Below are 25,948 nucleotides of genomic sequence, written 5' to 3'. Positions count from 1 at the left end.
CCGATGCAGAATAATTTAAAATTTAAAATCTAAAATTTAAAATTAAATGGTACTATTAGCAATAAATACAACAATCGTCACTACCGGCATTGTGGTATTCCTGATTGTCATCCTGATTCTGGTGGGTATCCTTTTGTTTGCCAAAGCCAAACTGACCGCCAAAGGGGATGTGAAAATCAGCATTAACAATGGCGACCGGATCATTACAACCGAACCGGGCAGCTCACTGTTGTCCACCCTGGCAGGCCAGAAAATATTCCTGCCTTCGGCCTGTGGTGGTAAAGGTTCCTGTGGTATGTGTAAATGCCAGGTAGATTCGGGTGCAGGTTCTATCCTCCCGACCGAAACAGGTTTCTTCTCCTACAAACAGCAGCACGAAAACTGGCGTCTGGCTTGTCAGGTGAAAGTGAAAGAAAATATCGAAATGCGTATTCCGGAATCCGTGATGGGAATCAAAAAATGGGAATGTACCGTAGTTTCCAACCGGAATATTTCTACTTTCCTGAAAGAATTCGTTGTAAAATTGCCGGAAGGTGAAAATCTGAAATTCAAATCCGGAGGTTATATTCAAATCGATGTACCTGCCTTGGATGTCGACTTCAAGGACATGATCATCGATGAAAAATACAAAGGCGATTGGGAAAAGATGAAAATGTTCGATCTGAAGATGCATAATCCCGAACCGACCTACCGGGCCTACTCTATGGCCAATTCCCCGGCAGAAGGCAATATCATCATGTTGAACATTCGTATCGCCACTCCGCCGTTCGACCGTGCGGCAGGCGCTTTTGCTCCGGTAAATCCGGGTATCTGTTCTTCTTTCATCTTCTCGCGTAAACCGGGAGATAAAGTAACGATTTCCGGTCCTTACGGAGAATTCTTCCTGCGCGAAACCAACAACGAGATGATGTTCATCGGTGGTGGTGCCGGTATGGCTCCGATGCGTTCACACATCTTCAACCTGTTCCATACGATACATACAGACCGTAAAGTGACCTTCTGGTACGGAGCACGTGCTCTGCAGGAAGCTCCCTACGTGGATGAATTCAATAAGATCCAGGAAGAAAATCCGAATTTCCATTGGACACTAGCCCTCGACCGTCCCGACCCTGTAGCAGATGCTGCCGGCGTGGCCTACAAACCGGGCTTCGTACACCAGGTGATCTTCGAGAACTATCTGAAGAACCACGAGAACCCCGAAGATATCGAATACTACTTGTGCGGACCTCCAATGATGATCCAGGCAGTAACCAAAATGCTGTACGATCTGGGAGTTCCCGACGAAAATGTTATGTACGACAACTTCGGTGGATAACCCCAATAAAAAGGGACTGTCTAACAATGAAATGCCCCCAAAAAGTTTTATGTCCAACTTTTTGGGGGCACTTCACTTCAAGAGTCCGGCAGCCTGCTAATAGAGGATAGCTCTACTTTCCGAAAATTGCTTTCAGTTTTATATCCAATTGCTTTCCGCGAATACCGTTGGCGACAATGACATTGTTTTCGTCAAGTACAATCACATGGGGAATACCGCAAAGCAGTTTATACATGCCTCGAGAGACATCTTGAGTATCCATCACATGGTTCCAAGAAAGGTGGTCATCCGCAATGGCTTTCACCCAAGGAGCCTGCTGGTGGTCCAATGAAACACTCAAGATTTCCAATCCATGCCGGTGGTATTTTTTATAAAGTTCCACCATGTAGGGATTTTCCGCCCGACAAGGAGCACACCACGACGCCCAAAAATCGAGGATTTTCACTTTCCCTTGGATGGAATACATGGACAAAGAATCCCCTTCGGGTGTTGGAAGCGTAAAATCCGGAGCCTTTTTGCCGGGGGCAAATGCAGCCATTTCGTCCAAACGCTCTACCACTTGCCGCGTCAGTTTCATCGCTTTGGCAGAAGCACCCAATTGATCGTATTCCCGCTGTAAATCTTCTATGTTCTGATATTGGTACATCCGTTTGTTCAACAGATAGGCAGCTAAAAAACCATCCTTATGCGCCTCCCGGAATTGTTCCTGTTCACGACCGGTCTGCTCCCCCAATTTCCCCATGGTTCTCATAACCTCATTCATGGTAGCCGTATCGTTTTTCTGACGGGCAGAGTAGTAACGGTTGCGCAATTCATTCGTTTGTCCGGCCGTCTTGTTACCGATGGCCTGATAGGCAGCAAATAGCAATTGCAGCTCCGGACCTTCCACTCGGTTGGCCTCAGGATTTTTCAAGTGAAGATGCGCCCGGTAATCGGCATTTTCAAGCAAAAGTATCGCATAGGTTTTCTCTCCGGTGATATAAAGTCCCGCTTCCATGGTATCGGGTAGTGAACCGGTCAACGTAAATTTCCCGTCCCGGATTTCAGCCCGCGCCAAGGTATCCGGTTTTTTATTCCAGCCAGGATAGCCGACGATGTAAGCTTCACCGTCCACTTTCTCGTCCAACGAGCCTTCTATGGTAAAATGCGGTTTCGATGTGCAAGCGGACAATCCACCGAAAAACCAAATGCCTAAAATTGTTTTTCTTATGATTCCTTTCATTAGTTATGACACTTTATTTCAACATTACTTTCAATTCCTTTTCAATCGGTGGAAAACAGATGTGTGCGTCACAGCATTGATAGCTGACGGTACACTTTGCTTCCCCTTGTCCACTACCGGAGATTTCGTACCGGAAAATGGCTTCATCTTCATAAACGGTGGTACCTTGTTTATTATACGACTTGGCGGAAGGGAGTTTCGGTTTACCGACAATCGTCCACCCCTCCGGCAATTGGAGCTCTACCTGCGTGGTAACAAAGGGATCGCTCTCAGCAACATAAGCATAAATGTGATAGCCCGGATGGATTTTCAGGCGGACCACAATCTCCCGGTTGCCGTTCGCTGCCTTTTCAAGCCCTGCAACCATCTGCACAGGATTCCGGTCATCCGTGGCGGCCGGTCGGGACGATGTTTCCTGTACCGGTTGTGCATAACGTGCGCTGTAATCGTTGGCAGGATCAGGTTCGCGAGTATTCACCATAAAAAGCCAGCCCCCGGATTCCGTAAAAAAAAGACGCTCTTTGTTCTTCTCATACCAAGTCCGCCACTCCTGCGGAGCTTCAAAGCGGCAAAGGGTATAGCGATGCAGGATGCGGTTGGCCTTTTCGGTCTCTTTCCCTTTTTCCAGCAACCGGATGGCAGTATCAAGCAAGCGTTTGTCGTTATAGGGAATGCCAAGGCTCTTCACATCTTCGTCAATACTCAGCACATACATGCCTTCACCTCCATAAAAATAATCTATGTTCTCACGGTAATAACGGGCATAGGCCGCTTCGTCCTCGCCAAACAAATCGAACAGCTCTCCCTGGTAACGTTTCAACATATCGGCATAACTCATCGGCGGTTGCGGTTCATAGTTTAGGAACATCTCTTCCCTGCGGTTCAATTTCTCACCACGCCTCTGTTTTTCCTGAACCACTTTTTTCAGTTTTAAACCCTCTGCAGCAAACTCTTCATCGCTTTTCACCCTCTCTTGCCAAGCTTCCCGGGTTGACAAGTAAAGCTGCTCTTTCACATATTCGCGGGTAGCAATGCGATCGTTGTATTTCCGGACGAAGGGTTTCTGTCCGGCAAAACGGGAAATGTAGACAATCGCGTTGGCAAATACCGTCTTTGCCTCTTCCGTCATATCTGCCGGCGAAGCGGCAAATCCCCAATGCAGGAAGTTCCCGTGACGGCCAATAGCCACTGCATCCAATGTTTTGGCGCAAACGCCACTGGAAATATATTCCGCGTCCGGAGAATCTTCAAAGCCCCAAGGACGAGCCACCATCCCTACCCGAAAACCTTCGTGCGTCTGATAACCTTTGTTCTGCACTTTCCACATCAGAACCGAATCCGGTACAGGCTCATCCATAAAATAGGCATAATGAAAAGCATCCGAAGGTGTCGGACACATGCGTACCGTCATCTTTACCGGAAAAGGTCCCTTGAAAATCGGGTGTTCTGCCCGCCAATGGTGGGCATCGGCATCCAAGCACAAACAATACCAATCGCTTTTCAAGCCGATGCCGCGCCCGACGGTATTCCCCACCTCGGCAATCGTGACCATCGGACGGTCAAAACTTTCCGGCAAATAGACCGCACTGTGGTAAGCGATTACTTTACCGGAAGCGTCCTTTTCCTGCCAAGCGGGTTTGATGGCTTTTGGCCGGCCATCCATCACGGTCACATCGTATGCCCGGGACATTTCCGGCGTCCAATCCTCCGCCGCAACGACTTTCACAGTCTGGAAATACTGTCGGAGCATCTCCCCGAATGCCGCTGTCCGATCGGCAATGCTTTTGCGCAAAGCCGTACTGTCGCTAATTGTTTCGTTCAAAACCTGTATATCCGCCGAACCGCCGACATACAGGACTTTCAACGGTTGTTTTTCTATTTTATCCGATGCACGACTCATCTGCATACTGCCTATCAACAGCAATATGCACAAACAAAATAGGTTTTTCATAATTTCAAAGTTAAAAGCCATGCCGGCATAGGAAACTCCTGCCGACATAGCATCTGTTGTTAAAATGGATTCTGCACAATGGCACCTTGCGAATTTTGGATATCCTGCTGCGGAATAGGAATGGCCAAACGACGGTCGTCTCCTTTCACGTTAATCTGTACCTTTTGGGAGGGGTCTACCCCACTCTGGGTAACCTTGTAAAATTCCCGTCGGATGGTTACGTCATCATCGGGTGTCACACTGGCAGCAAAACGCTTGATATCCATCAAACGAAGTGTAAAAGGCATTTCACGGCGACGTTCAAGCAACACCTGTTTTAAAGCTTCGCTCTGCGAAGCGGCGGTCAATACCGTAGCCGTTCCGGGAAGAAAGCGGGCTTCACGCAACGGTGCCAGTGTAACCAAGGCGTCCTGCCAATTGGCACTACGTGCCTGCAATTCTGCCTTCATCAGTACCAACTCAGCGGCAGTCAAACCGGAAATGGCATAGCAGTCATCATAAAGTTGGTTGTAGCGATACCAGTCATAAGCTACTGAAAAACGGCGATTACCATGTTCCACATAGAAAAGGTCGAAACGGCGGTCGTTCTTCCCGTCAACATAGCAATCCAACAATTCCTGTGACGGGGAATGCCATTGCGTCGCCAGATATTGCAGACGGATATAAATCCATTCTGACCATTTATAGATTTTTTGCAGATTCCAGTTGTGGGTTTCACAATAGTGCAGTGTATCCTCCGCCATCGTGCCAGTGGCAGGATAAGGCACCGGTGTTGCCCAATCCAGATTGTTATAGTCATACAGTCCCGGAGCTAATGCCAACGCCTTGTCCACGTAGGTAGTCGCATTGTCATAGTCGTTCATGTAAAGATACACGCGGGCAAAAGCTCCGTAAATGGCACATTTGGACGCCCTCCAGGCAAAGCCTTCCTGTACCCGGTCCACCACACAGTATTTTTCCGCCTCGCGGAAGTCATCAAGAATCCGGTCAAAGGTCTTCCCCAGCGTAGCACGCGAGATATCCTCTGTGAAAAGCGTACCCAAACGCAACGGCAGCCCCATCTCGCTGCGGTTGGCCTCACTGTATGGCAGACAGTGGACGGTAGCCAAGCGGAAAAACGACCAGCCTCGCATCAAATAGGCATTGCACAACGCCTCGTCTTTTTCTTCCTGCGAACCGTTTACAGAACCAACAGAGGCAATGATCGTATTGGCATTGAATATCTTGGCGTATTCGTATTCCCAAACGTTATTGCCTGTCGTTGTTTCCATAACTTCGCTGCTCAAGGCATACAAACTCATCTGATCAGCCCCAAAAGTAATGGGACTAGCATCGTACAGTGCCAAGGGCACACCGTAATCATCGGTGGCATACACTCCGGGATAATCGTATTCATACGTGTTTGTCACATAATCATAAAGGGAAAGCAATTGCGATACCTCGGTAATAGGGGCGTCGCTCGTTGCCGACGGCTGCTTGTCCAAAAACGAATCGCACGCACAGAACATACTCGCCGTGACTATCAGGAACGATAATTTCAATAAATGCTTTTTCATATCTTTTTCCTCCTAATTATTAAAAGTTAAAGCTGGCTCCAAAAGTAAAGCTGGTGCTGGGTTTGTTGGTGCCAGGCAACCATTCGGGGTCGTAGTTGTTTTTGTTGGCCGTCCATACCATTCCCAAGTCACGGGCCTGTACGAATACTTTGGCCTTCTGCAAACGGATAGAGCGCAACCACTGCTCCGGGAGGTAGTAGCTCAACGTGACTTCTTTTAAACGGATGAACGAAGCATCCTCCACATTGCCGCGCAAGTAAGGCAAATAGCGGCCCCAACGATAACACATGTAATCGCCCGGTGCCGGTAAAGTAGGGAAAGTGGTCCCATCGCTTTCCATCAACCGGGTAATAAACTTGGAGATCGTGTTTTTCGAATTGGCCAATGGAACCGATTCGGCTGTCGGCGCCCGGAACTTACCGCCGAAATTACCGGTCATATAAACGTAAAGGTTCAACCCTTTCCAACTGAACGAGTTCGCCCATCCGAATGAAGCGGGAGCAATGGTAGTCCCCCCGTAATACATCTTATCCAATCCCAAGGTTCGGTTATGCAGCGTCAAATCGTTGAACGTCCATTCATTCCCGTCCATAGTTTTCACGTGCGGCACTCCATCGCGCACTCCGGCATAATCATAGCTGTAAACAGCACCCACCGGTTTGCCCTCGATGAAATAACCGTTTGAAGGATCAGAAGCATAAGCCAATTGATGGCAATAAAGCGACGGGTAGAACAGTTTCTGTACTTTATTTTTGTTATAGGCAAACGTCACAGTCGACGAAATATTCAAACCAATCGAACGAACCTGTCCCTGACCGGTCAGTTCCAGTTCTACACCCCGGTTCAGAATTTCGGCATTGTTGAACCTTTGTTCTTTGCTTCCATATACGGAAGGAACAGTCACCGTTCCGATGATGTATTTCCCCAGTCGGTTGTAATATTCCACCTTACCGGAAAGTGCATTTTTAAAGAAAGAGAAATCCACCCCGACATTAGTCGTATAGGTCTCTTCCCAACGCAATAAGGGATTACCGTAACTGGTCACACGAGATACGTTAGTTCCCGTCGTCACGTTGGCACTGGTAGAAATCAACGTCTGGGGGGAGGTGCTCTTTTCTGCATTACCGTTGATACCGTAAGTCAAGCGCAGGGTCAGGCGATCCACCCAGGAAGAAGCGGCCTCCAGAAACGATTCATTGGACATGTTCCATTTGAGCCCGGCCGACCACATGGGCGACCACCGGAGGGACTTGTCATCGGTTACATAATTGGAACCGTCCGCCCGGATACTAAACGATGCCCCGTATCTGCCGTCGAACATATAAGCCGCATTGGCAAAATAAGAGAAATAGCGGTCCACCCGGTCGGAGTAAGTCGTCTGCACTATCGTAGCCAATGTATTGTAGTAATCAGGATAACCGACAATAGTCTTTGCCGATTCCTTGCTACCGTAGTAAGCCGGCAGGGAGGTGTTGGTCTTTTCATTGTAACCCACTACATAAGGATAAGTAGTGCCTGATGTTTTATATTCGCTGATTTCCATACCAGCCAAAGCCGTTACGTCATGCTTTCCGAACGTTTCGTTGTAACTCAACTGGTTTCGCCAAACGTAGTTTTCGTTGGAATTTTTGCTGCTGCGGATAATGCCTCCCGAAGGGATGTACTGATTTTTCAACACATCACCGCTCAAATCGTAGTCGGTATAGTAATTCACCATTTGGCGCACATAGTCCGTCTCCTCATTGTCGTACTGCCGGGTATCGGCGACATTCTTTTCATACTGGAACTTGGTATCAAAAACAAGTTCGCGCCAGATTTTGGCATTCAGCCCGACGTTAAAACGGTATCGGGTGGTTTCCGTCGTATATTTCCGGTTGCACACCTCGCGCAACATATTGTAGGAAAGATCCTTGTAAGGCAGGTTTTGCAGGTTCAGATCTTCTGCAATCAACCGGTTCCAAGACCCCACGTTGTAGGCATAGCTCCCGTCCTCTTCCAACAGCAGTTCATAAGGAGCCAAATTACGAAGTTCAGCGACCGTAACACCACTGGTTTCCGCTTTTTTCCGTTGAAACGTACCAGCTACACTCGCCGCCAGCCAAGGTGTGAATTTATAGGTATTATTAAAGTTTACCATAAAACGTTCATAGCCGCGTTTGATGGTAGCTTCATCGTTCTTTTCATACATCAGCGAAGCATAGGTTGTATTTTTTTCCGTACCGCTCGAAAGGTTGACATTGTACTGCTGCAATGCCTGTGTCTGCATCAAATGCTTCTTCAATTGGCTCCGATTGTCCGTCCGCCGCAAACGGTCAAGATTTGTGTTCATCTCCGCCTCGGACATTCCGTAATACTTGTTGGCATAATAATATTCCTGCGAAATGGGCAAACTGCCTGCAATGCTGGTAGGAGAAGGTGTGAATTCCGAAAGGAACCATCCGTTTTTTACAGCCATGAGTTCATAATCCACCGTCGTTTTGCTATCAGCTTGCGCTAAAATGTAATCCAGGTCGGGGCGTATATTGAAACGGTAAAAGCCCTGTACCTCTACATTCAGTTTGCCCTGCTTCCCTTTTTTTGTGGTTACAACGATTACACCATTGGCCGAACGGGCACCCCAAATGCTGGCTGCAGCAGCATCTTTCAATACAGTGACACTCTCTACGTCATTGGGATTGATGCTGCTGAAGGTACCCTCAATAGGAAAACCATCAACTACCACCAATGGTTCTGTATTGGCATAGAGCGAACTGGTACCTCGAATCAGGAAATTGACCGAGCCGTCTTCATTTTCAGTGGATTGCATCCCGGCAACTACACCTTGTAGCATATTGGAAAGGTCGGAAGAAGGCCGTGAATTGAGTACCTCCACGGATACTTTATCGAACGAACCGGTGGCCCGCTCTTTGGAGATGGTTTGGTAACCGGTGACTACCACTTCTTCCAAAGCTTTGTTTTCCGGTTCAAGGACGACATTCAACGTAGTTGCTTGACCAATTTTCATTTCCTGACTTTTCATTCCGATAAACGAAAAAACCAGCATTACATTCGGATCGTCGTTTACCTTAATTTCGAAACGACCGTCAACGTTGGTCGCCATCCCGGAGGAAGTGCCTTTGACAAGGACCGAAACGCCCGGTAACGGCATACCATCCCTATCTTTCACCACGCCGCGCACCGTCCGCTTCTCTGCTTGCGGTAAATCGACATTATTCACCGTCACAGCCCGCTTGATGGCAACGACGCCGTTCACGATTTCATACGTGTAGCCGGGACCTTCGAGCAAACGACTCAAAATCGTGTTGATTTCTACGTTCTGCAAATCAAGCGTGATGCCTTTGATTTGCTCCAGTTCCCTGCCGTTATACAGGAAACCGATGCCGGTAAGCCGTTCAATCTGCTGGATGCAGCTTTTCAAATCGGCATTTTCCATCCGGAAACGGGCAACGCGCTGGGCACTGATTTCCGAGAACACATTAAAATGACAGACCAATAGCAGAAAAAACAAACATTTCATCACCATGATGAGTTTTTTTCTCCATTGAAGGGAAATCGGCGCTCGTCCGACTTCCAAATTCGGATGTTTTTCCATAATTTTGTAAAACTTTAAAGTTAATAATCAGAGAGGGGATGACAGCTAATGTGGTAGTTACTATCGCTCCTCTTTTATTGTATAAAAATTGTATTTCCTTTCCGTTCAAAGTGCAGGGGACTGACATTCTCCATCAAGTCGAGAATGACCTGCAGGTTTTCAAACCGCGGTAACTTACCGGTGAAGACTTCTCTGCGCACGGCATCATTGGTATAAAACACATCGATGTGGTACCAGCGTTGCAGAATTGTGAAAATTTCTTCCACGGAGGTATTATCGAAGCGAAACTCTCCACGGATCCAGGCTGTAAACAGTTCTGTATCCACTTCTTTCACTTCCACGTTACCGGTCTGACGGTCGCACACCGCCTGCCGTCCCGGAAGAAGCTCTATGCTTTCGCGGGTGTGGACATCCGTCATCTCCACTTTACCGATGCAAAGGGTCGTTGCCCAACTGTCATCGTCGTCATATGCTTTCACATTGAAAGAGGTGCCCAACACTTTCACCTCATAGTTGTCGATTTTAACGTAAAAAGGACGCTGTGCATCGGGCTTTACCTCGAAAAAGGCTTCGCCTTTCAACTCCACGCAACGGGTATTGCCATTGAAACGGGTCGGGTATTTCAATTCCGACATAGCATTCAGCCACACTTTTGTGCCGTCTGCCAAAGTCAGGGAATATTCACCACCGCAGGGTGTACGGATCAAATGTTGCGAAACAGGCATCGAATTCTCGTCGGAGCCGGTATAATCTACCGTATTGCCGGCAATGACGACCTTTTCCTGTTCGCTTTCCAGTGTTTTCTGCATATCCGGCAAGAGTTCCACAGCCGAACCGTCTGCCAGCACCAACTCGGCACGTCGGATTCCCGGTTCGATTTTTTCAATGGTTTCTGTTACACGAGGCTGAGATTCCGTCCGGGGAAAGAGTAGCCACACGCCCGCCACAATCGCCACGACAGCCGCATAAGGCAGACTCCACCGCACAACACGCCGGAGGGCGTAACGCTGTAATAATTTCCGGTTGTACGCCAACGCCCGCTCCGTATCAACGGCCGCCAATTCATCGAAATGCCGCCGGAGAGCCCCCGGTTCCGCCAAACGACGATAGAGTTGTTCGTGGCTTTCCTCTTCCTGTCGCCACTCCTCCAGCATCTGCCGCTCATCGGCCGTCAATTCGTCCCACTTTTCACGCACTAATAAATCCCGTATCTTTTCAAACTTCTGTTGCATAACTTAACGCTATATATTATTTCGTCCCACTTTTCACGCACTAATAAATCCCGTATCTTTTCAAACTTCTGTTGCATAACTTAACGCTATATATTATATAGACACAAAAGTTTAAAAAACGTGCAAAAGGAAACGAAAAAATATAAATTTATTTGAGTAATATTTCTATTCGCTGTCTATCCATTTCCCGAAACGCCCCTGACATATCAGAATAAACAAACTCAACCCCAATGCCGCTGTCAACTTCCGCCGGAGGATTTCCTTTCCCCGGCGCAATTGGCTGCGCACGGTTTCTTCTGTGATATCCAACTGACGGGCAATGTCGCGGTTGTCCGCTCCATCCAATTTCAAGATAAAGATGTCACGACAACGGGCGGGCAAACGGCGGACGGCGTCATAAAGTTCGCGATATACTTCCTCCTCCATCATCCGACCGACAAAATCATCTTCTTTCAGCATATCCTGATCCTCTATCGGAATCCCGCGCCGGTCGCGCAAGTAATTCAACAGACGATTGTGTATTGAACGGTATAAATAAGTTGTAAACGAATGCATTTCTGCCAATTGCCGGCGTTGTTTCCACAGATAACAGAAGAACTCCTGAACAATATCTTCCGCGATCTCCCGTTCCTTGACAATACGACTGCTATAGACCACCAACGGAGCATAGTATTCCCGAAAAACAGCCGTATAGGCCTCCCTATCTCCTTGCGATAATCTTTGTATGACAGACGCGTCTATTTTCATACTTCCCAGTTCAACGCATATATTTTAAATTCAAGGCATACATCACGATAAAGATAACAGCAAAAATAGCAGAAAACAACATACCGGCAAGTACCATAAAATTAAAACCGGCAAAATAAGGCAGCACAAACAACATCAGGATTTGAGCCGCCGTATAGAAATAAAAACCGATACGGCGCAATTGAAACATCAGAATAGCTCCCAGCAAACTAATCACACTCAACACCAGGCTTACGACGGCAATCTCCCTGGCATGTACAAAAGTGGCCTGTAAACTCGCCATAGTCGAATTCAGAATATCGGAAAGCATGGCAGATCCGGCCCCCTGATCCATACCGTTCAGCATGGAAGAATAATGTTCCATCTGCATCGATGAATCGGTCAATCCGGCCGTAAATACGGAAAATAAATTGGATAAAGTTCCCCAACCACTACCGATAAAAGTAAGAATACACAATACCAATAAAAAAGTCGGGCGCTGAAGCTTATTCTGCTGTTCTTCAAAAGGATTTTCCATGTTTTTCAATTCTGTTTGTTCATATTCTATTGGTACAAAGATACAAAATTCAAAAAATATCTAACCGATTACATCACTTTCAATTCAAAACTTTTCAACAAATAAAAGTTTAAAATGCTTTGCTTTGGAAAAGGATTTAGTTTAATTTTGACAAAAATATTTTTAACTACTTAACTATGGAAAGAGATACCGTTATATTTGACCTGATTAAAAAGGAGTGCCAGCGTCAAAAAGAAGGAATCGAACTGATTGCTTCTGAAAATTTTGTGAGTGATGAAGTCATGGAAGCCATGGGTTCGTGCCTGACTAATAAATATGCAGAAGGTTATCCCGGAGCCCGTTATTATGGTGGTTGCCAGATCGTCGACCAGACCGAACAATTGGCGATCGACCGGGCATGTAAATTATTCGGTGCCGAATATGCAAATGTGCAGCCTCATTCCGGAGCACAAGCCAATGCTGCCGTATTTTTTGCTTGTATGAAACCGGGCGATACTTACCTGGGACTGGATTTGGCTCACGGAGGTCACCTGTCTCACGGATCACCTGTCAACCTTTCAGGAATCAACTATAAACCGATCGCTTATCATGTAAAAGAAGATACCGGTCTGGTAGACTATGATGAAATGGAACGCCTGGCACTCGAACATAAACCGAAAATGATCGTTTCGGGAGCTTCTGCTTATTCCCGTGACTGGGATTATAAACGGATGCGTGAAATCGCCGATAAAGTAGGTGCTATATTGATGTATGATATGGCTCATCCGGCCGGTTTAATCGCCAAAGGCTTGCTGAACAATCCGTTCGAATATTGCCACATTGTAACGACCACCACGCACAAGACCTTACGCGGACCGCGTGGAGGTATGATTTTACTTCCCAAAGATTTCCCGAATCCCTGGGGATTGAAAACACCGAAAGGAGAAATCAAGATGATGTCACAAGTCATCAATTTTTCAGTATTCCCGGGACAGCAGGGCGGACCGCTGGAACATGTCATCGCAGCTAAAGCGGTCGCTTTCGAAGAAGCGTTGTCCGATTCTTATACCGAATATGCAAAGCAAGTGCAGAAAAACGCAAAAGTTATGGCACAAGCTTTCATGGATAAAGGATATAAAGTGGTTTCAGGCGGAACAGACAACCATTGCATGCTGATCGACCTGCGGACCAAATTCCCGGAACTGACCGGTAAAAAAGCTGAAAACACCCTGGTAAAAGCCGACATTACGATCAACAAAAACATGGTGCCTTTCGACAGCCGTTCTCCATTCCAGACTTCCGGTATCCGTGTCGGAACTCCGGCTATCACAACCCGGGGACTGAAAGAAGAGGATATGAAAGTGATCGTCGACATGATCGACCGGATCCTGTCGAATATCGACGATGAAAACGTCATTGCAGAAGTGAAGAAAGAAGTCAATGCGATGATGAATCCTCGTCCGATGTTCGCCTGGTAATAGAAAGATATAACCCATTAAAAGCTGCCTTGAGGGCAGCTTTTTTGTTTTCCTCTCACTCCAGGATCTTAAAAGCAATATCGAGATAAGCATCCATATCGATCGTTTTCTCCCGGATATATTCGTCACTGCGTTTATGCCCCAAACGAATCACGATAGCCTTTTTCTGAGGAATGACAAACATATACTGTCCTCCTAGCCCCCGAAACGCAGGAAACCGCATCTCTTTGTAATGCATAATCCAGATTTGAAAACCATAATAATCCAATGATCCGTCTCCGAATTCATTTTCCAGATATCCGGCTGGGGTTATCGCTTCATTCAGATAAGTTTCGGAGATCAGCTGCCGGCCGTTCCAATTTCCTTTATTCAGAATCAAACGTCCGAGCCGCGCCAAATCCCGGGCCGTCGTATTGAAACAACAATATGTCTTCTCATCCCCGTCTTCCCGGTCCAGGTTCCACAAAGCGTCGTTGCAGGCTCCCAGGGGTTTCCATAATTTTCTTTCAGCATATTCACTGATACTCACCGGGCTATGGACTTTCACTTCTGTCTTAAAGATCCCCCACTCATATTCCTTCTCTTTATGCACCTTATCTAAAGCTGCTTCGAGCACAAATGAAAGTAATTGAGTATCACCGCTTTTATAGGAATACTTTTTTCCAGGTTCTTCGACTACTTTCAAATCCATAATCAAATCCCGGATCCGATCACCATAGTAAGCCTGAGTGGTTTTCGAAATCAGGGCGGTATAGGCTTCATCCCAGTCCAATCCCGAACTCATCGTCAAAAGATTGCGGATCGTAATTTTATCCCCCTCCCCGAATTCAGGCAAATATTTGCTGACTTTATCATCCAGACTTTCGATAAATCCTTCGTCATAAGCTATGCCGACCAGCAGGCCGACAATACTTTTGGTAGCGGAAAATATATTGGAAAGCTTTTGCGGTGTCCAATCTTCCCGGTATTCCTCATACCGGATACTATCGTCCTGAATGACGAGATAAGCCACCGTTCCGTATTTTTCGAGATACGCCTCTTCGTCGTCGGTCATCCGGTATCGATTGGCGTCCCTGGCCACCGGCCATTCCCAGCAGGAATCAGCTTTTCCCACCGTATCCGACGGAAAAATATAGGTATCCGAAATATCCGGGAACCAGTGAATCAAAGCCTCCTGCATATAAGTCGGCATCAGCAGAAACAGCAGGGCAATCCCCAGAAACAGCAGGGCACTGATTTTTTTCCATTTTCTGCTCTTCATATTCCGCCGAACTTTTCTTTAACCTCCCTTTTCACATTCCCTCAAATCCTCGGTTGTCAAACGTTCCGGTAAGAAACGGGTGACATCCCCGCCGTTCAAATAAATATTACGGACAATCGTCGAACTTACAAATGTATGCTCGGTCGAGGTCAGCACAAAGACCGTCTCGATACGTCCATCCATGGCCCGGTTAGCTTGTCCGACAGCACGTTCGTATTCAAAATCGGCCGCCGTCCTCAGGCCCCGGATAATGATGTGGGCATTCACCTGCCTGCAAAAATCTACGGTCAAACCGAAATAAGGTTCTACCGTCACCCGATCGGTATCTTCAAAAGCCTTTCTAATCAAACGAATACGACAATCCGTATCGAGAAATTCCTTCTTAACGGGATTGACACCGACAGCAATAATAATCTTATCGAACAATTTCAAGCCCCTTCTTACGATCTCTTCATGCCCGACCGTAAAAGGATCAAAGGATCCGGGAAATACAGCAATTTTTTCCATAGTCGAATAAATCAATTCGGCAAACATAGCGAAACAAACGTTATAAATAAAAGAAAAAGTCAAAAATATTGCCATTCACTTACAATTTAGAAGCAGAAACAAATTCTCACAAACAATTAATGAATTTTTTCTATATTTTCTTGCCACTTTATTAGAAGTTGTCGTTTAAATTTAATATGTTTGTACAAATCAAAATAACAAAATACAAACACTCAAGTTATGGCACAAAAATTATTAATCAGAGATCTTACTTTGAGAGACGGCCAGCAATCTTCTTTTGCAACCCGTATGACTCAGCAGCAGATCGACAGGGTATTACCGTTTTATAAAGATGCAAACTTCTATGCAATGGAAGTTTGGGGAGGAGCTGTTCCTGATTCAGTAATGCGTTACCTGAATGAAAATCCATGGGACAGATTGGAAAAAATCAAAGCCGTAGTGGGTAATGTATCCAAATTAACAGCATTATCCAGAGGTCGTAACCTATTCGGATATGCTCCTTACACAGACGAAATTATCGAAGGTTTCTGCCGCAATTCGATCGAATCGGGCTTAGGAATCATGCGTATTTTCGATGCATTGAACGATGTGAACAACGTCAAATCGACCATTAAATATGTGAAGAAATACGGTGGAATTGCCGACTGTGCAGTATGTTACACCATCGACCCGAAATATCCGAAACTGGGCTTACTCGACAAATTGAAAGGTAAAAAGAATCCGGAACCTGTATTTACCAACGCCTATTTCCTGGACAAAGCAAAACAAATGGCTGCCCTGGGAGCCGACATGGTGACCATCAAAGATATGAGTGGTTTGATCCAACCTTCACGGATTGCAGAATTAATTCCGTTATTCAAACAGAATCTGTCTATTCCGGTAGATTTCCATACTCACTGTACCCCGGGTTATGGATTGGGTGCCGTCCTGATGGCTATCATCAAAGGCGTAGATATCGTCGATACCAATATCTGGAACTTTGCCGGCGGAACCGGAGCCCCTGCTATCGAACTGGTTTATATATTCTGTAAGAAATTAGGTGTCGAACTGGACGTCAACATGGAAGCCGTTGCTAAAATCAACAAAGAGCTTTACGGCATCCGTAAAGAACTGGAAGCGGTAGATGCCAGCAAGCAATTCCCGAATCCGTTCAACCCGTTGACAGACCAGTTACCAGCTGAAATCGACAAAGAATTCGATAAAGCGATCGAAGCTGCCAAAGCAAACAACGAAGAAGCTTTATTGAATGCTTGTCATGCTATCGAGGCTTATTTCAATTTCCCGAAACCCAATGAATTGGTAAAGAAAGCCGAAGTTCCCGGTGGTATGTACAGTAATATGGTCGCTCAGCTGAAACAATTGAATTCTATGGATATTCTGGAAAAAGCTATGGAATTGATTCCGACCGTACGTTTAGCAGCCGGATTGCCTCCTTTGGTAACTCCTACCAGCCAGATCGTCGGTGCACAAGCGGTTAACTGTGCTCTGGATATTAAAGCCGGGAAACCGATGTACAGTAATGTTTCCAATCAATTTGTGAACCTGGTGAAAGGGGAATATGGAAAAACTCCGGTCCCTGTAGATCCCGAATTCCGTCTGAAAATAGCAGGTACCCGCGAGGAAATCCCTTACGATACCAGCAAATACCAAATGCAGCCAAACCCCGAATTACCGGAAGCAGGCGGTGTGAAACTGGCTGCCAATGAGAAAGAAGTATTGTTGCTCGAACTCTTCCCGCAGGTAGCTAAAAACTTCCTGACTAAACAGAAAGTGGCTGCTTATGAAGCACAGCATAAAGCTGACGCACCCCAGGCAGAAAAAGTGGTTGCTGAAGAGAAGAAAAACGAACCGATCACCGGTAAGACGGTAAAAGCACCGATGCCGGGTAGTATTTTACGTTTCACCGTAAAACCAGGCAATACGGTAACCAAAGGTCAGACTGTAGTCATACTCGAAGCCATGAAAATGGAAAACAGCATCGCAACCGACTATGCAGGTACTGTAAAACGTTTGTTGGTAAAAGAAGGTACTACTGTAGCTGCCGATGCTCCGATGATCGAAATCGAAGCTTAATCATTATAAAGTCCATGAAAATTTTTTCATGGACTTTTTTTATATCCATTCGTCCCAAGCCTTACAAGCCCAATTTGGGAAACATAACCTTTTCGTCCCCCTCGGCCAAAACAGCATCCAGGTCTTCCCCTTCCTGAAGGTAGAGGTTAATATTATTGATCCGGGCAAACTGATGACTACTACGAAAATCCTCATATCTTTCGTCCAATAATTCATTAAAACGGTCTGTCCTTTCTTCCGGAGTCATCTCCTCCCACTCTTCTTCTTCCAGGATATCCAGCAAAAACTCTGCCGCCCAACTTCCCAATTCCTTTTCTTTATTCCAATCCGGCTCGTAACTGTCTAAAACTTTAAAAAGTTCCTGCAAATACGCAGAATCCCCCCACTCTTTATAAACCTGGACCAGATCTTCCTGATCCGGATAAGCTACGGCCAATTCTTCTAATTTTATTTGATCCATACTTTTAGAATATTAATTACTGATTCAAAACTCCGGAAACCTAAAATCCCCCTTCCTATCCTACAGGTAATGCTTCGAATCTTCAAATTCACAATCATTTTGATTTATCAAAAATAATTAAAAATACAGAAATACCAAGACAAAAGATCGGAATTTAAAAAAAATCATACCCCCGGAACAATTAGTATTCAATTCAAAACTTTAACAACTTTTTCGGTATATGAATTTAAAATAGAAACACATACATTGGCATATTATTTGTATTTTTGTATGAGTTATTAAATTTTTCATTTCTACTATCCTATGATCATCGACACAGGCAATATCCTATTGATAGGAGCTGTTCTCCTTTTTTTCAGTATTATCGCCGGTAAGGCCGGTTTTCGTTTCGGAGTTCCCGTTCTGTTATTATTCCTCGGTGTAGGTATGTTATTCGGTAGCGACGGCTTGGGAATACAATTCAATAATCCTCATGGAGCGCAGTTCATCGGTATGATTGCTCTGAGTATCATCTTGTTTTCGGGTGGTATGGATACCAAATACACAGAAATCAAACCTGTACTGGGCCAAGGAGTCATACTCGCCACCCTCGGGGTGGCACTGACAACAGCCATTACCGGTTTCTTTATTTATTGGATTACCGGTCTCGTATCCGATTTTTCTGCTCTCACGCTGACTGAATCTTTGCTAATGGCAGCAGTGATGTCATCTACCGACTCGGCGTCGGTATTTTCCATCCTGCGAAGTAAAAAACAAGGATTGAAAGAACAACTCCGTCCTATGCTCGAACTCGAAAGCGGAAGTAACGATCCCATGGCTTATATGCTGACGTTATTGCTCATCCAAATTATACAAACTCCTGCAGGTGAAACAAACCTATGGTATTCCTTCCTGATGTTTATCGTTCAGATGAGTGTCGGAGCCGTAGCCGGTTTCTTACTGGGAAAAATGGCCGTATGGCTGATGAACCGGTTGAATATCGGCAACCAATCTCTCTATCCCATTCTACTGTTAGCCTGTGTATTCTTTATCTTCTCTATCACCGAGCTGGTGAAGGGAAATGGCTACCTGGCCGTATACATCGCGGGGTTGGTCGTAGGCAATCACAAGATTCAGCACAAGAAAAGCGTCACCACCTTCTTCGATGGATTCACCTGGCTTTTCCAGATCGTCATGTTCCTTACCTTAGGCTTACTGGTCAATCCACGTGACTTGCTGCCCATTGCAGGACTGGGTTTATTGGTGGGTTTTTTCATGATCATTCTGGCACGTCCCATCAGTGTCTTTTTATGCCTGGCTCCTTTCAGGCAAATGAGTACCAAAGCCAAAGTATATGTTTCCTGGGTCGGTCTCCGGGGCGCCGTTCCGATCATTTTCGCCACCTATCCGCTGATCGCCCAGATTCCCTATGCTTCCCTGATTTTCAATGTCGTATTTTTCATTACGATCGTATCTCTGTTGATCCAGGGAACCACAGTCAGCTCTATGGCTAACTTGTTGAACTTATCGGAAAAAGAACCCAAACAAGGTAATGATTTCGGCATGGAACTACCGGAAGAAATCAAATCGGCCATGTCAGAAATCGAAGTTGCGGACAACCTGCTGGTCAACGGAAACCGTCTGATGGACCTGAGTCTACCGGACAATACACTGGTAGTTATGGTTAAACGGGGAAATAACTTTTTTATCCCAAGAGGAGGTACCGGTTTAGATATCGGTGATAAACTTCTTGTTATCACAGACAATGACGAAGAATTAATGAAAACCTATAAAAATTTAGGTATCAACGAATATATGATTCAAAAAAATTCATAAGATAGTCCGGGCATGATGAGATATATTCTGATCGGATGTTGTTTCTTTTGCAGCCTGTTCCTGTCTTCCTGTAACAGCACGAAACGACTCGGCCAAACGGCGACTCAGACGAGCCAACTATCCCACCAACTGGGTTTTAAAGTCAATCGTAAAGACGATCTGCGTCTTTTTTCGGAAGCGGCCCGATGGCTGGGAACCCCTTACCGCTATGGAAGTAGCACCCGGAAAGGAGTCGACTGCTCCGGGTTGGTGAATCAGATTTACAAACAAGTCTATCATCGATCCCTCGAACGTTCCAGTAGTGGTATAGCCACCCGCAACTGCCGTAAAATCATGAAAAGCGATTTAAGTAGTGGTGATCTCGTATTTTTCAATACTTCCCGGAAAAAAAGAAAAGGAATAAACCATGTCGGCCTATTCCTTAAAAACGGCTATTTTATCCATGCTTCTACTTCCAGGGGAGTCATCATCAGTAACCTGAAAGAAGATTATTACCGAAAAACATGGAAACAGGGAGGAAGAGTAAAATAAGCCTATTTCAATAATCTCTTCAGAGTCTGCATCAGCTCTTCCTCTTCGATCTCGCCATTCCATCTCCAAAGTTGTTCTCCGGCTTTGTATATCATCATCAAGGGGACAGCCTGCACCTGATAATAATCTACCAACCGCCGGTTAGCCGGATCATCGATATCGAAGCATTGCAAATTCAAATGCTTGTTATTCTCCAGCTTCCGGACGATAGGTAACATTTTACGGCAATGCGGACACCAACTCGCATAAAACATCACAAAAACCGGCAAATTTCCTTTGATCAAAGCCCATAAATTCTCCATAAATACTCTTTTTATTTTAAGAATATACTTCCCTGCTTCCTGAAAAGTTTCGATTTTCCTGTATTTTGTTTTCACAATTTTTATCAGATCGGTAACCGCCGGGAGTTACCTTATCGGCTTTTCATTACAGAACAGGGTATACCTTACACCGGTCTTACCGGAGAAACTTTTACTTCGTTTGTTCCTGCTGTTTATATCGGAGAATATATTGCCTGTCAGCTGGCTTCTAATCAAGTCAGGGATAAAAAAGGGATATAAAACTTACCCGTGCTCACGCATCTTACAGAAATAATAAAAATCGACCAAATGACCATTCTTGACTGCAGCATGATGCAAAACAGCTTCCTGTCGATACCCCGCTTTTTGCGATACATGCATAGAAGCGGGATTCGTACTGAATACAATCGTGTACAATTTTTCGTAATGAAAATTTTGAAAAGCATATTCGGTGATATCCTCCAACACTTTACTCATAATGCCATGCCCCCAATATTTTTCCCCGATCCAATATCCCACCTCGGCAGTCACTCTTTCTACATCTCCTTCGGATCCGAATCCGATACTTCCTACCGCTTTTCCTTCAACCTCGATAGCAAAACGCATCGGTTTACCCGGCATGGCTTTTACCATACTGATGTAATCGAATGCATCCTGCTTGGTATAGGGATGCGGAAAATTATCCATTAAGTTATTCCAGATTTTGTTGTTATCGGCATTTTCTGCCAAGGATTCACAATCGGAGTAACTGAATTCCCGGATGACATACCCTTCTCCCTCGATCCGCACTCCCTGTTTTTTTCCCTGTAAAATAAAGAACTCATCTGCCCCACTCGTCGATCGGGGCAACTCGGTTTTACCTGTTTTCATAGTTGTCAGATTCTTTCGAATCTCTCCTTTTTCAGATTTGTTTGTTTTAATTTTAAACGCCACAAACATACAGAGATATTTCATCGGGTGTAACTATTTTTCCTCAAAAAAAATTCATCCGACGAAAGATATTTCTGACATTCCGAAAACCGGATATTCAAATAATTTTATACATTCGCGATTTGGATGATCGCGAATAGATTAAATATAAAACACTGATAATCAAAGGTATTTTCCAATCACTTGACGAATTTGTGTTGCTTGCATCGCCCCACTCTGCCGCCAAACCATTTTACCTGCTTTGAATAACATCAATGTCGGTACCGCCTGTACCTGATAGGAATTTACCAACTGCTTTTTCAGGTCTTCCAATACGGGATGCATCATTTTACAAGGTCCGCACCAGGTAGCGAAAAAATCTACGAACACAAGGGTATTTCCCTGAATGATGTCTTCGAATTTTGCCATAACTTTATGCTTTAGGTCTGCTTATTTATATCGCAGATCATGCTGACAAGTTACGCTTATAGGGACTCTATTTTCAATCGGTAGTCGGATCCAAAATTGACGATATAAAAACCCTGATTTTCTTTACCGGCTTGACCTTCCATCTTTTGAAAATAAAAACGCGAAAAATCACCGTTACGCGGATAAAATTCAAGTGCATCCAGTGTCCGGTCCCGGTATTTTGCCGCCAATTCAATAAAATAAAGACTCATATCGAAAGCCTTATAGGCCAGATTATTCGGTTCGGTATAAAAATATTTCCGGTATTTTAAGGCAAACCGTTTGGCAGGCTCCGTGGTATTGTCCACATAACTATAGGTAAAGATCTTCGTATTCAGTTTGAAATAAGTCTCATGATCTACCGAAGTAAAGGCCTGCCATTCCGGGAAGCCGACGACGGTAATCCGATAACCATCCGTTAAAGCCGATAATACCGGTAATATCTTACTGACTTCAGCTTCTTTCGTAGTAGGCAGAATGATTATATTTTCCCGGTCGGGCAACAATTGCAAACGCAATCCATCCAACGGAACTGCCGAAGTATTCCAATCATAAAAATTCATACTGCCGATCCGATGCATATACTCCTTAAACAAGCGAATATCTTCCAGGTCCGAATGACTGACCTCGTTCCCTGTCAGATTCAGACAAACCAGATTCGCTTCTTCCGCTTCTTCGCGCAACCAATCACTCATCGCAACAGTCAGTGCTTTCATAGAAGGGTTGACCTGGATAAAATCAGGATACACGCCAAATTCTTCACTTCGGGAAGATAAGGGATAAATGACCGGGATATTTTTATTCGTTAAATCATCCATTAAGGCCTTATACACCGAGCCATATACCGGACCGATGATCAGATCGGGATGAAACCGGTCGATTTCATCGACCATAGTATACATTTTCTCTGCACTCCGTTCGGTATCGAAAACCTTCAGGTTAACTTTGTATCCTTGATTTTTCAAGCTGTCCACCGCCAGCAATACCCCTTCATAAAAAGAAATAAATTGCTCGGAGCGGGCAGAAATCTGTACCGGCATTTTTTCCACCAGCGTATCGACAAATACAGGATAATCTTTTGCAGAAAAAGGGAGCAGTAAAGCCACCTTCACAAAAGGATCGACAGGCATCACTACTTCGGAGATATAATCCGGAATCTCCATTTTATCGGTAGCCCCGATAACAGTCGTAGTCTCTTTTTCCGGTTCTTGTTCCGTTTTTTCGTTTTTTTGCATCAGGGCATTTTGCAGGATATCGGTCACGGACGCTTCTTCCACTTTTTTCACGCTCTCGTTTCGAACCGGACGCTCAGGGCGAATCTCCTGCTTTTTTCCCACCGAAGCTTCGATTTCTTCTTCACCCAATACAGAAAGATCGATTTCAGCCAAAGGCAACTTCACCACAGCTCCTACCGCCAGGGGTTGATTCTGGGCATATCCTTCATTGAATTTCAATAAACGTTTCGGTTTTATCTTATAAAGCCGGGCGATGGAATAGAAAGTCTCTCCTTTAACCACTTTGTGATAATAAAATTTGTCGTCCTGTTGCACAAAAGGATCGGTATAAGGCACTTTCAATACCTCGTATAAACTCAACGCATTATCTTTCTTATCATTTAAACTCTTTACCTCGTCGATGTTCGCTCCGTATGCCTTACATATCGAATACAAAGTCTGACCGGGTTGCACGGTATGCAAATAATAACTCTTTCCCCGAATCACAACGATATCGTTGGACTTTGTTACCGCAGTCCCTTGCCCGATTACCTGACCGCAAGACCATAAAAGCAAAAACAGAAATAATAATTTTAGCATAGCTATTCCTATTAATAAGCAGCAAATTTAGAAAAAATAGTAGATAATTTAAAAATCTGCGCTATTTTTGCAAGTTGATGAACCCAGGCTTTCACAACAAAGGCCATAAACCAAATTGTAACCGATGAAAAAATTTCCGGCAAGACTCACCTTTTACCTGCTGAATCTGTTAGCAGCCATTCTTCTCGTTTGTGTGATAGGTTATTTTGTTCTATCCCATCTGGAGAGTTATACCCAACACGGACAATTTATTCCGGTTCCTGCCTTTAACGATTTGACAGTGGAGGAAGCACACGCGGTAGCCCGGCATGCTCATTTAACTGTTGTGGTGACCGACTCCCTGTATGACGATGCGGCCAAACCGGGAGTCGTGCTCGAACAATCACCGGTAGCCGGAGCACACGTTAAAGAAAACCGTCTGATCCATCTGATCATCAATGCCCATAACCCTGAAAAAGTGGTTTTCCCGAACCTGCAGAATGCTGCTTACCGGCAGACACTGCAAACCCTGACCAGCCGGGGATTCAAAATCGGTCATATCGAATATGCCCCGTCTGAATTTCATAATCTGGTATTGGATCTTAAACATGACGGAGAAAATATCGTTCCAGGGAGCTTATTGACCAAAGGAGCCGTTATCGATATCGTGTTAGGAAGCGGAAATGGAAGGAATACAGTCGTTCTCCCGCAACTGACCGGGAAAAATCTGCAGGAAGCCCTGGATATCCTTCGTAAATCTTACCTGAATCTCGGCGAAGTACTCCCGGATGCCAGTATAAAGAGTAAAAACGATGCCTACTCGGCTGTCATCTACGAACAGGATCCTTTGGGCGAGACGACAGTCGAAGGAGGTACTTATGTCAACCTGCATATCACCCTGGAAAAAGATAAAATTGCAGCACTCGACTCCTTGATGGTTACCGAATAAAAACGTGAACTAAAACAGCATCCTATGCCCGAATTTGAAGAAGAGGAAGAATTATTGGAAGAAGAAGAGGAAGGACAAGCATCCGAAATGTACGAACACCACCGGATCGAAGCGGATAATGGCCAGAATCTGCTCCGGGTGGATAAATTTCTGATGTCACGTCTGCCGAATGCTTCCCGCACAAAAATTCAGGAAGCTGCCGATGCCGGAAATATTCTGGTAAACGGGAAGGCTGTCAAATCGAGTTATAAGGTAAAACCCAAAGATATCGTATCGGTCGTCATGGCCTATCCCCGTCGGGAAATCGAGATCATACCGGAAAATATCCCCCTGAACATCGTTTACGAAGACGACGACCTGATAGTAGTCAATAAACCCGCCGGGATGGTAGTACATCCCTCCTACGGGCATTATACGGGCACTTTGGTGAACGCTCTGGCCTGGCACCTGAAAGGTAATCCGCTTTTTAAAGACAATAGCGATCCGCGTCCCGGATTAGTCCACCGGATCGATAAGGACACGTCGGGATTATTGGTCATCGCCAAAACCGAAAAGGCCAAAACCCATCTGGGATTACAATTTTTCAACAAGACTTCCGACCGGAAGTATGTAGCCGTTTGTTGGGGTAACCTGGAAGACGAAACCGGAACGATCACCGGACATATCGGGCGCAACCTGACCAACCGCAAAGTCATGGCCTGTTTTCCGGACGGCAGTCATGGCAAACACGCCGTAACGCATTACCGGGTATTGGAACGCCTGGGCTATGTGAACGTAGTTGAATGTATTTTGGAAACCGGCCGAACCCATCAGATCCGTGCTCATTTCAAATATATCAAACACCCGCTTTTCAACGATAAAGAATACGGGGGAAATGAAATTCTGAAAGGTACCACCTTTGCCAGGTACAAACAGTTTGTCAACAACTGCTTCGAAATTTGTCCCCGACAGGCACTGCATGCGAAAACCCTGGGATTCGAACATCCCACCACAGGTGAACGCCTGTCGTTCGACTCGGAAATCCCGGACGATATGCAGCAACTGATACAAAAATGGCGGGCTTATATCCTATCCCGGGAAGAATAACAGGGATTCCGGGACGGTTCTTCCATCCCACTTTTTCTCAAACAAATCGTTCGGGCAACCAATCACCAGGCATTTCCCGTCAGGCCATACTCCCGCCCTCTTTCTCTACATAGGGATATTCAGTAAATGTCCCTAAAAAGTAAGATGGCATATAAAGTTGATAGAGTATAATCACTTTATATGCCATTATTATTGCCCTTTTTCTGTG

The 25,948-nt window shown here is 45.3% G+C and carries 21 protein-coding genes; 7 read left to right on the top strand and 14 right to left on the bottom strand.

The window, feature by feature from the left end:
- Positions 1 to 46: 46 nt before the first annotated feature.
- The gene (gene nqrF, locus AC5RDS_RS16465) at positions 47 to 1,315 is read left to right on the top strand and encodes an NADH:ubiquinone reductase (Na(+)-transporting) subunit F (protein WP_013611840.1); all 1,269 of its coding nucleotides are present in this window, start codon (positions 47 to 49) and stop codon (positions 1,313 to 1,315) included.
- A 112-nt stretch (positions 1,316 to 1,427) separates the two neighbouring features.
- Here nqrF and AC5RDS_RS16460 read toward each other — a convergent pair whose 3' ends face one another.
- The 7 genes from AC5RDS_RS16460 to AC5RDS_RS16430 form a co-directional block, all read right to left on the bottom strand.
- Positions 1,428 to 2,537, bottom strand: coding sequence for a TlpA disulfide reductase family protein (locus AC5RDS_RS16460; protein ID WP_022161396.1), 1,110 nt, complete (start codon positions 2,535 to 2,537; stop codon positions 1,428 to 1,430).
- 13 nt (positions 2,538 to 2,550) lie between these two features.
- Positions 2,551 to 4,488 carry a protein-disulfide reductase DsbD N-terminal domain-containing protein gene (locus tag AC5RDS_RS16455; protein ID WP_202194963.1) on the bottom strand — a complete coding sequence of 646 codons (1,938 nt, stop codon included), beginning with the start codon at positions 4,486 to 4,488 and terminating at the stop codon, positions 2,551 to 2,553.
- Positions 4,489 to 4,547: 59 nt separating this feature from the next.
- Entirely contained in the window at positions 4,548 to 6,044 is a 1,497-nt protein-coding gene (locus tag AC5RDS_RS16450) for a RagB/SusD family nutrient uptake outer membrane protein (protein ID WP_022161395.1), read from the bottom strand.
- Positions 6,045 to 6,063: 19 nt separating this feature from the next.
- Positions 6,064 to 9,636, bottom strand: coding sequence for a SusC/RagA family TonB-linked outer membrane protein (locus AC5RDS_RS16445; RefSeq protein WP_013611844.1), 3,573 nt, complete (start codon positions 9,634 to 9,636; stop codon positions 6,064 to 6,066).
- Between the two features lie 74 nt (positions 9,637 to 9,710).
- Positions 9,711 to 10,868: a FecR family protein gene (locus tag AC5RDS_RS16440; protein WP_013611845.1), complete on the bottom strand. Its 1,158-nt coding sequence runs from the start codon at positions 10,866 to 10,868 to the stop codon at positions 9,711 to 9,713.
- Between the two features lie 165 nt (positions 10,869 to 11,033).
- Positions 11,034 to 11,615: an RNA polymerase sigma factor gene (locus AC5RDS_RS16435; RefSeq protein WP_013611846.1), complete on the bottom strand. Its 582-nt coding sequence runs from the start codon at positions 11,613 to 11,615 to the stop codon at positions 11,034 to 11,036.
- Between the two features lie 10 nt (positions 11,616 to 11,625).
- Positions 11,626 to 12,132, bottom strand: coding sequence for a hypothetical protein (locus tag AC5RDS_RS16430; protein WP_368317973.1), 507 nt, complete (start codon positions 12,130 to 12,132; stop codon positions 11,626 to 11,628).
- Positions 12,133 to 12,308: 176 nt separating this feature from the next.
- Between AC5RDS_RS16430 and glyA the strand changes: the two genes are divergently transcribed.
- On the top strand, positions 12,309 to 13,589 hold the full coding sequence (gene glyA / locus AC5RDS_RS16425) for a serine hydroxymethyltransferase (RefSeq protein ID WP_046405229.1): 1,281 nt from the start codon (positions 12,309 to 12,311) through the stop codon (positions 13,587 to 13,589).
- Positions 13,590 to 13,644: 55 nt separating this feature from the next.
- Here the strand turns inward: glyA and AC5RDS_RS16420 are convergent, their stop codons facing one another.
- Both AC5RDS_RS16420 and coaD read right to left on the bottom strand, forming a co-directional pair.
- Complete coding sequence (locus tag AC5RDS_RS16420) at positions 13,645 to 14,850, bottom strand: serine hydrolase domain-containing protein (protein WP_118107784.1); 1,206 nt, start codon at positions 14,848 to 14,850, stop codon at positions 13,645 to 13,647.
- A gap of 18 nt (positions 14,851 to 14,868) precedes the next feature.
- Positions 14,869 to 15,432 (bottom strand): pantetheine-phosphate adenylyltransferase, encoded by a 564-nt coding sequence (gene coaD, locus AC5RDS_RS16415; protein ID WP_013611850.1) that lies wholly within the window; start codon positions 15,430 to 15,432, stop codon positions 14,869 to 14,871.
- A 144-nt stretch (positions 15,433 to 15,576) separates the two neighbouring features.
- Here coaD and AC5RDS_RS16410 point away from each other — a divergent pair, with 144 nt between their 5' ends.
- Complete coding sequence (locus tag AC5RDS_RS16410) at positions 15,577 to 17,430, top strand: biotin/lipoyl-containing protein (RefSeq protein WP_172719795.1); 1,854 nt, start codon at positions 15,577 to 15,579, stop codon at positions 17,428 to 17,430.
- Positions 17,431 to 17,491: 61 nt separating this feature from the next.
- On the opposite strand, the gene AC5RDS_RS16405 is transcribed toward AC5RDS_RS16410, so the two are convergent.
- Positions 17,492 to 17,890, bottom strand: a complete 399-nt coding sequence (locus tag AC5RDS_RS16405; protein WP_013611852.1) for a hypothetical protein — start codon at positions 17,888 to 17,890, stop codon at positions 17,492 to 17,494.
- A gap of 303 nt (positions 17,891 to 18,193) precedes the next feature.
- On the opposite strand from AC5RDS_RS16405, the gene AC5RDS_RS16400 reads away from it, so the two are divergent.
- Both AC5RDS_RS16400 and AC5RDS_RS16395 read left to right on the top strand, forming a co-directional pair.
- A complete protein-coding gene (locus tag AC5RDS_RS16400) occupies positions 18,194 to 19,705 on the top strand; it encodes a potassium/proton antiporter (RefSeq protein WP_118104613.1) in 1,512 nt (503 codons plus the stop codon).
- 12 nt (positions 19,706 to 19,717) lie between these two features.
- On the top strand, positions 19,718 to 20,236 hold the full coding sequence (locus AC5RDS_RS16395) for a C40 family peptidase (RefSeq protein WP_118104615.1): 519 nt from the start codon (positions 19,718 to 19,720) through the stop codon (positions 20,234 to 20,236).
- A gap of 2 nt (positions 20,237 to 20,238) precedes the next feature.
- Here the strand turns inward: AC5RDS_RS16395 and AC5RDS_RS16390 are convergent, their stop codons facing one another.
- The 4 genes from AC5RDS_RS16390 to AC5RDS_RS16375 form a co-directional block, all read right to left on the bottom strand.
- A complete protein-coding gene (locus AC5RDS_RS16390; RefSeq protein WP_013611855.1) occupies positions 20,239 to 20,538 on the bottom strand; it encodes a thioredoxin family protein in 300 nt (99 codons plus the stop codon).
- 261 nt (positions 20,539 to 20,799) lie between these two features.
- Positions 20,800 to 21,405 (bottom strand): GNAT family N-acetyltransferase, encoded by a 606-nt coding sequence (locus AC5RDS_RS16385; RefSeq protein WP_228026167.1) that lies wholly within the window; start codon positions 21,403 to 21,405, stop codon positions 20,800 to 20,802.
- A gap of 222 nt (positions 21,406 to 21,627) precedes the next feature.
- Positions 21,628 to 21,873, bottom strand: coding sequence for a thioredoxin family protein (locus AC5RDS_RS16380; RefSeq protein WP_195328828.1), 246 nt, complete (start codon positions 21,871 to 21,873; stop codon positions 21,628 to 21,630).
- A gap of 56 nt (positions 21,874 to 21,929) precedes the next feature.
- Positions 21,930 to 23,726: a LysM peptidoglycan-binding domain-containing protein gene (locus AC5RDS_RS16375; protein ID WP_013611862.1), complete on the bottom strand. Its 1,797-nt coding sequence runs from the start codon at positions 23,724 to 23,726 to the stop codon at positions 21,930 to 21,932.
- A gap of 124 nt (positions 23,727 to 23,850) precedes the next feature.
- On the opposite strand from AC5RDS_RS16375, the gene AC5RDS_RS16370 reads away from it, so the two are divergent.
- On the top strand, positions 23,851 to 24,654 hold the full coding sequence (locus tag AC5RDS_RS16370; RefSeq protein ID WP_013611863.1) for a PASTA domain-containing protein: 804 nt from the start codon (positions 23,851 to 23,853) through the stop codon (positions 24,652 to 24,654).
- A gap of 24 nt (positions 24,655 to 24,678) precedes the next feature.
- Positions 24,679 to 25,740 carry an RluA family pseudouridine synthase gene (locus tag AC5RDS_RS16365; RefSeq protein ID WP_494222413.1) on the top strand — a complete coding sequence of 354 codons (1,062 nt, stop codon included), beginning with the start codon at positions 24,679 to 24,681 and terminating at the stop codon, positions 25,738 to 25,740.
- Positions 25,741 to 25,948: the final 208 nt, after the last annotated feature.

The sequence above is a fragment of the Odoribacter sp. genome (assembly GCF_985060555.1).
Note: the sequence above shows the minus strand (reverse complement) of the source record. Positions and strands in the feature narration are given on the sequence as shown.

Excerpts from the sequence above, each read along its gene's own strand:
- AC5RDS_RS16400 (WP_118104613.1), top strand. The coding sequence starts at position 18,194 with ATGATCATCGACACAGGCAATATCCTATTGATAGGAGCTGTTCTCCTT.
- AC5RDS_RS16435 (WP_013611846.1), bottom strand. The coding sequence starts at position 11,615 with ATGAAAATAGACGCGTCTGTCATACAAAGATTATCGCAAGGAGATAGG.
- AC5RDS_RS16410 (WP_172719795.1), top strand. The coding sequence starts at position 15,577 with ATGGCACAAAAATTATTAATCAGAGATCTTACTTTGAGAGACGGCCAG.
- AC5RDS_RS16405 (WP_013611852.1), bottom strand. The coding sequence starts at position 17,890 with ATGGATCAAATAAAATTAGAAGAATTGGCCGTAGCTTATCCGGATCAG.
- AC5RDS_RS16460 (WP_022161396.1), bottom strand. The coding sequence starts at position 2,537 with ATGAAAGGAATCATAAGAAAAACAATTTTAGGCATTTGGTTTTTCGGT.
- AC5RDS_RS16395 (WP_118104615.1), top strand. The coding sequence starts at position 19,718 with ATGATGAGATATATTCTGATCGGATGTTGTTTCTTTTGCAGCCTGTTC.
- AC5RDS_RS16445 (WP_013611844.1), bottom strand. The coding sequence starts at position 9,636 with ATGGAAAAACATCCGAATTTGGAAGTCGGACGAGCGCCGATTTCCCTT.
- glyA (WP_046405229.1), top strand. The coding sequence starts at position 12,309 with ATGGAAAGAGATACCGTTATATTTGACCTGATTAAAAAGGAGTGCCAG.
- AC5RDS_RS16385 (WP_228026167.1), bottom strand. The coding sequence starts at position 21,405 with ATGAAAACAGGTAAAACCGAGTTGCCCCGATCGACGAGTGGGGCAGAT.
- AC5RDS_RS16455 (WP_202194963.1), bottom strand. The coding sequence starts at position 4,488 with ATGAAAAACCTATTTTGTTTGTGCATATTGCTGTTGATAGGCAGTATG.
- AC5RDS_RS16365 (WP_494222413.1), top strand. The coding sequence starts at position 24,679 with ATGCCCGAATTTGAAGAAGAGGAAGAATTATTGGAAGAAGAAGAGGAA.
- AC5RDS_RS16450 (WP_022161395.1), bottom strand. The coding sequence starts at position 6,044 with ATGAAAAAGCATTTATTGAAATTATCGTTCCTGATAGTCACGGCGAGT.
- AC5RDS_RS16430 (WP_368317973.1), bottom strand. The coding sequence starts at position 12,132 with ATGGAAAATCCTTTTGAAGAACAGCAGAATAAGCTTCAGCGCCCGACT.
- nqrF (WP_013611840.1), top strand. The coding sequence starts at position 47 with ATGGTACTATTAGCAATAAATACAACAATCGTCACTACCGGCATTGTG.
- AC5RDS_RS16370 (WP_013611863.1), top strand. The coding sequence starts at position 23,851 with ATGAAAAAATTTCCGGCAAGACTCACCTTTTACCTGCTGAATCTGTTA.
- AC5RDS_RS16420 (WP_118107784.1), bottom strand. The coding sequence starts at position 14,850 with ATGAAGAGCAGAAAATGGAAAAAAATCAGTGCCCTGCTGTTTCTGGGG.
- AC5RDS_RS16380 (WP_195328828.1), bottom strand. The coding sequence starts at position 21,873 with ATGGCAAAATTCGAAGACATCATTCAGGGAAATACCCTTGTGTTCGTA.
- AC5RDS_RS16390 (WP_013611855.1), bottom strand. The coding sequence starts at position 20,538 with ATGGAGAATTTATGGGCTTTGATCAAAGGAAATTTGCCGGTTTTTGTG.
- AC5RDS_RS16440 (WP_013611845.1), bottom strand. The coding sequence starts at position 10,868 with ATGCAACAGAAGTTTGAAAAGATACGGGATTTATTAGTGCGTGAAAAG.
- AC5RDS_RS16375 (WP_013611862.1), bottom strand. The coding sequence starts at position 23,726 with ATGCTAAAATTATTATTTCTGTTTTTGCTTTTATGGTCTTGCGGTCAG.
- coaD (WP_013611850.1), bottom strand. The coding sequence starts at position 15,432 with ATGGCAATATTTTTGACTTTTTCTTTTATTTATAACGTTTGTTTCGCT.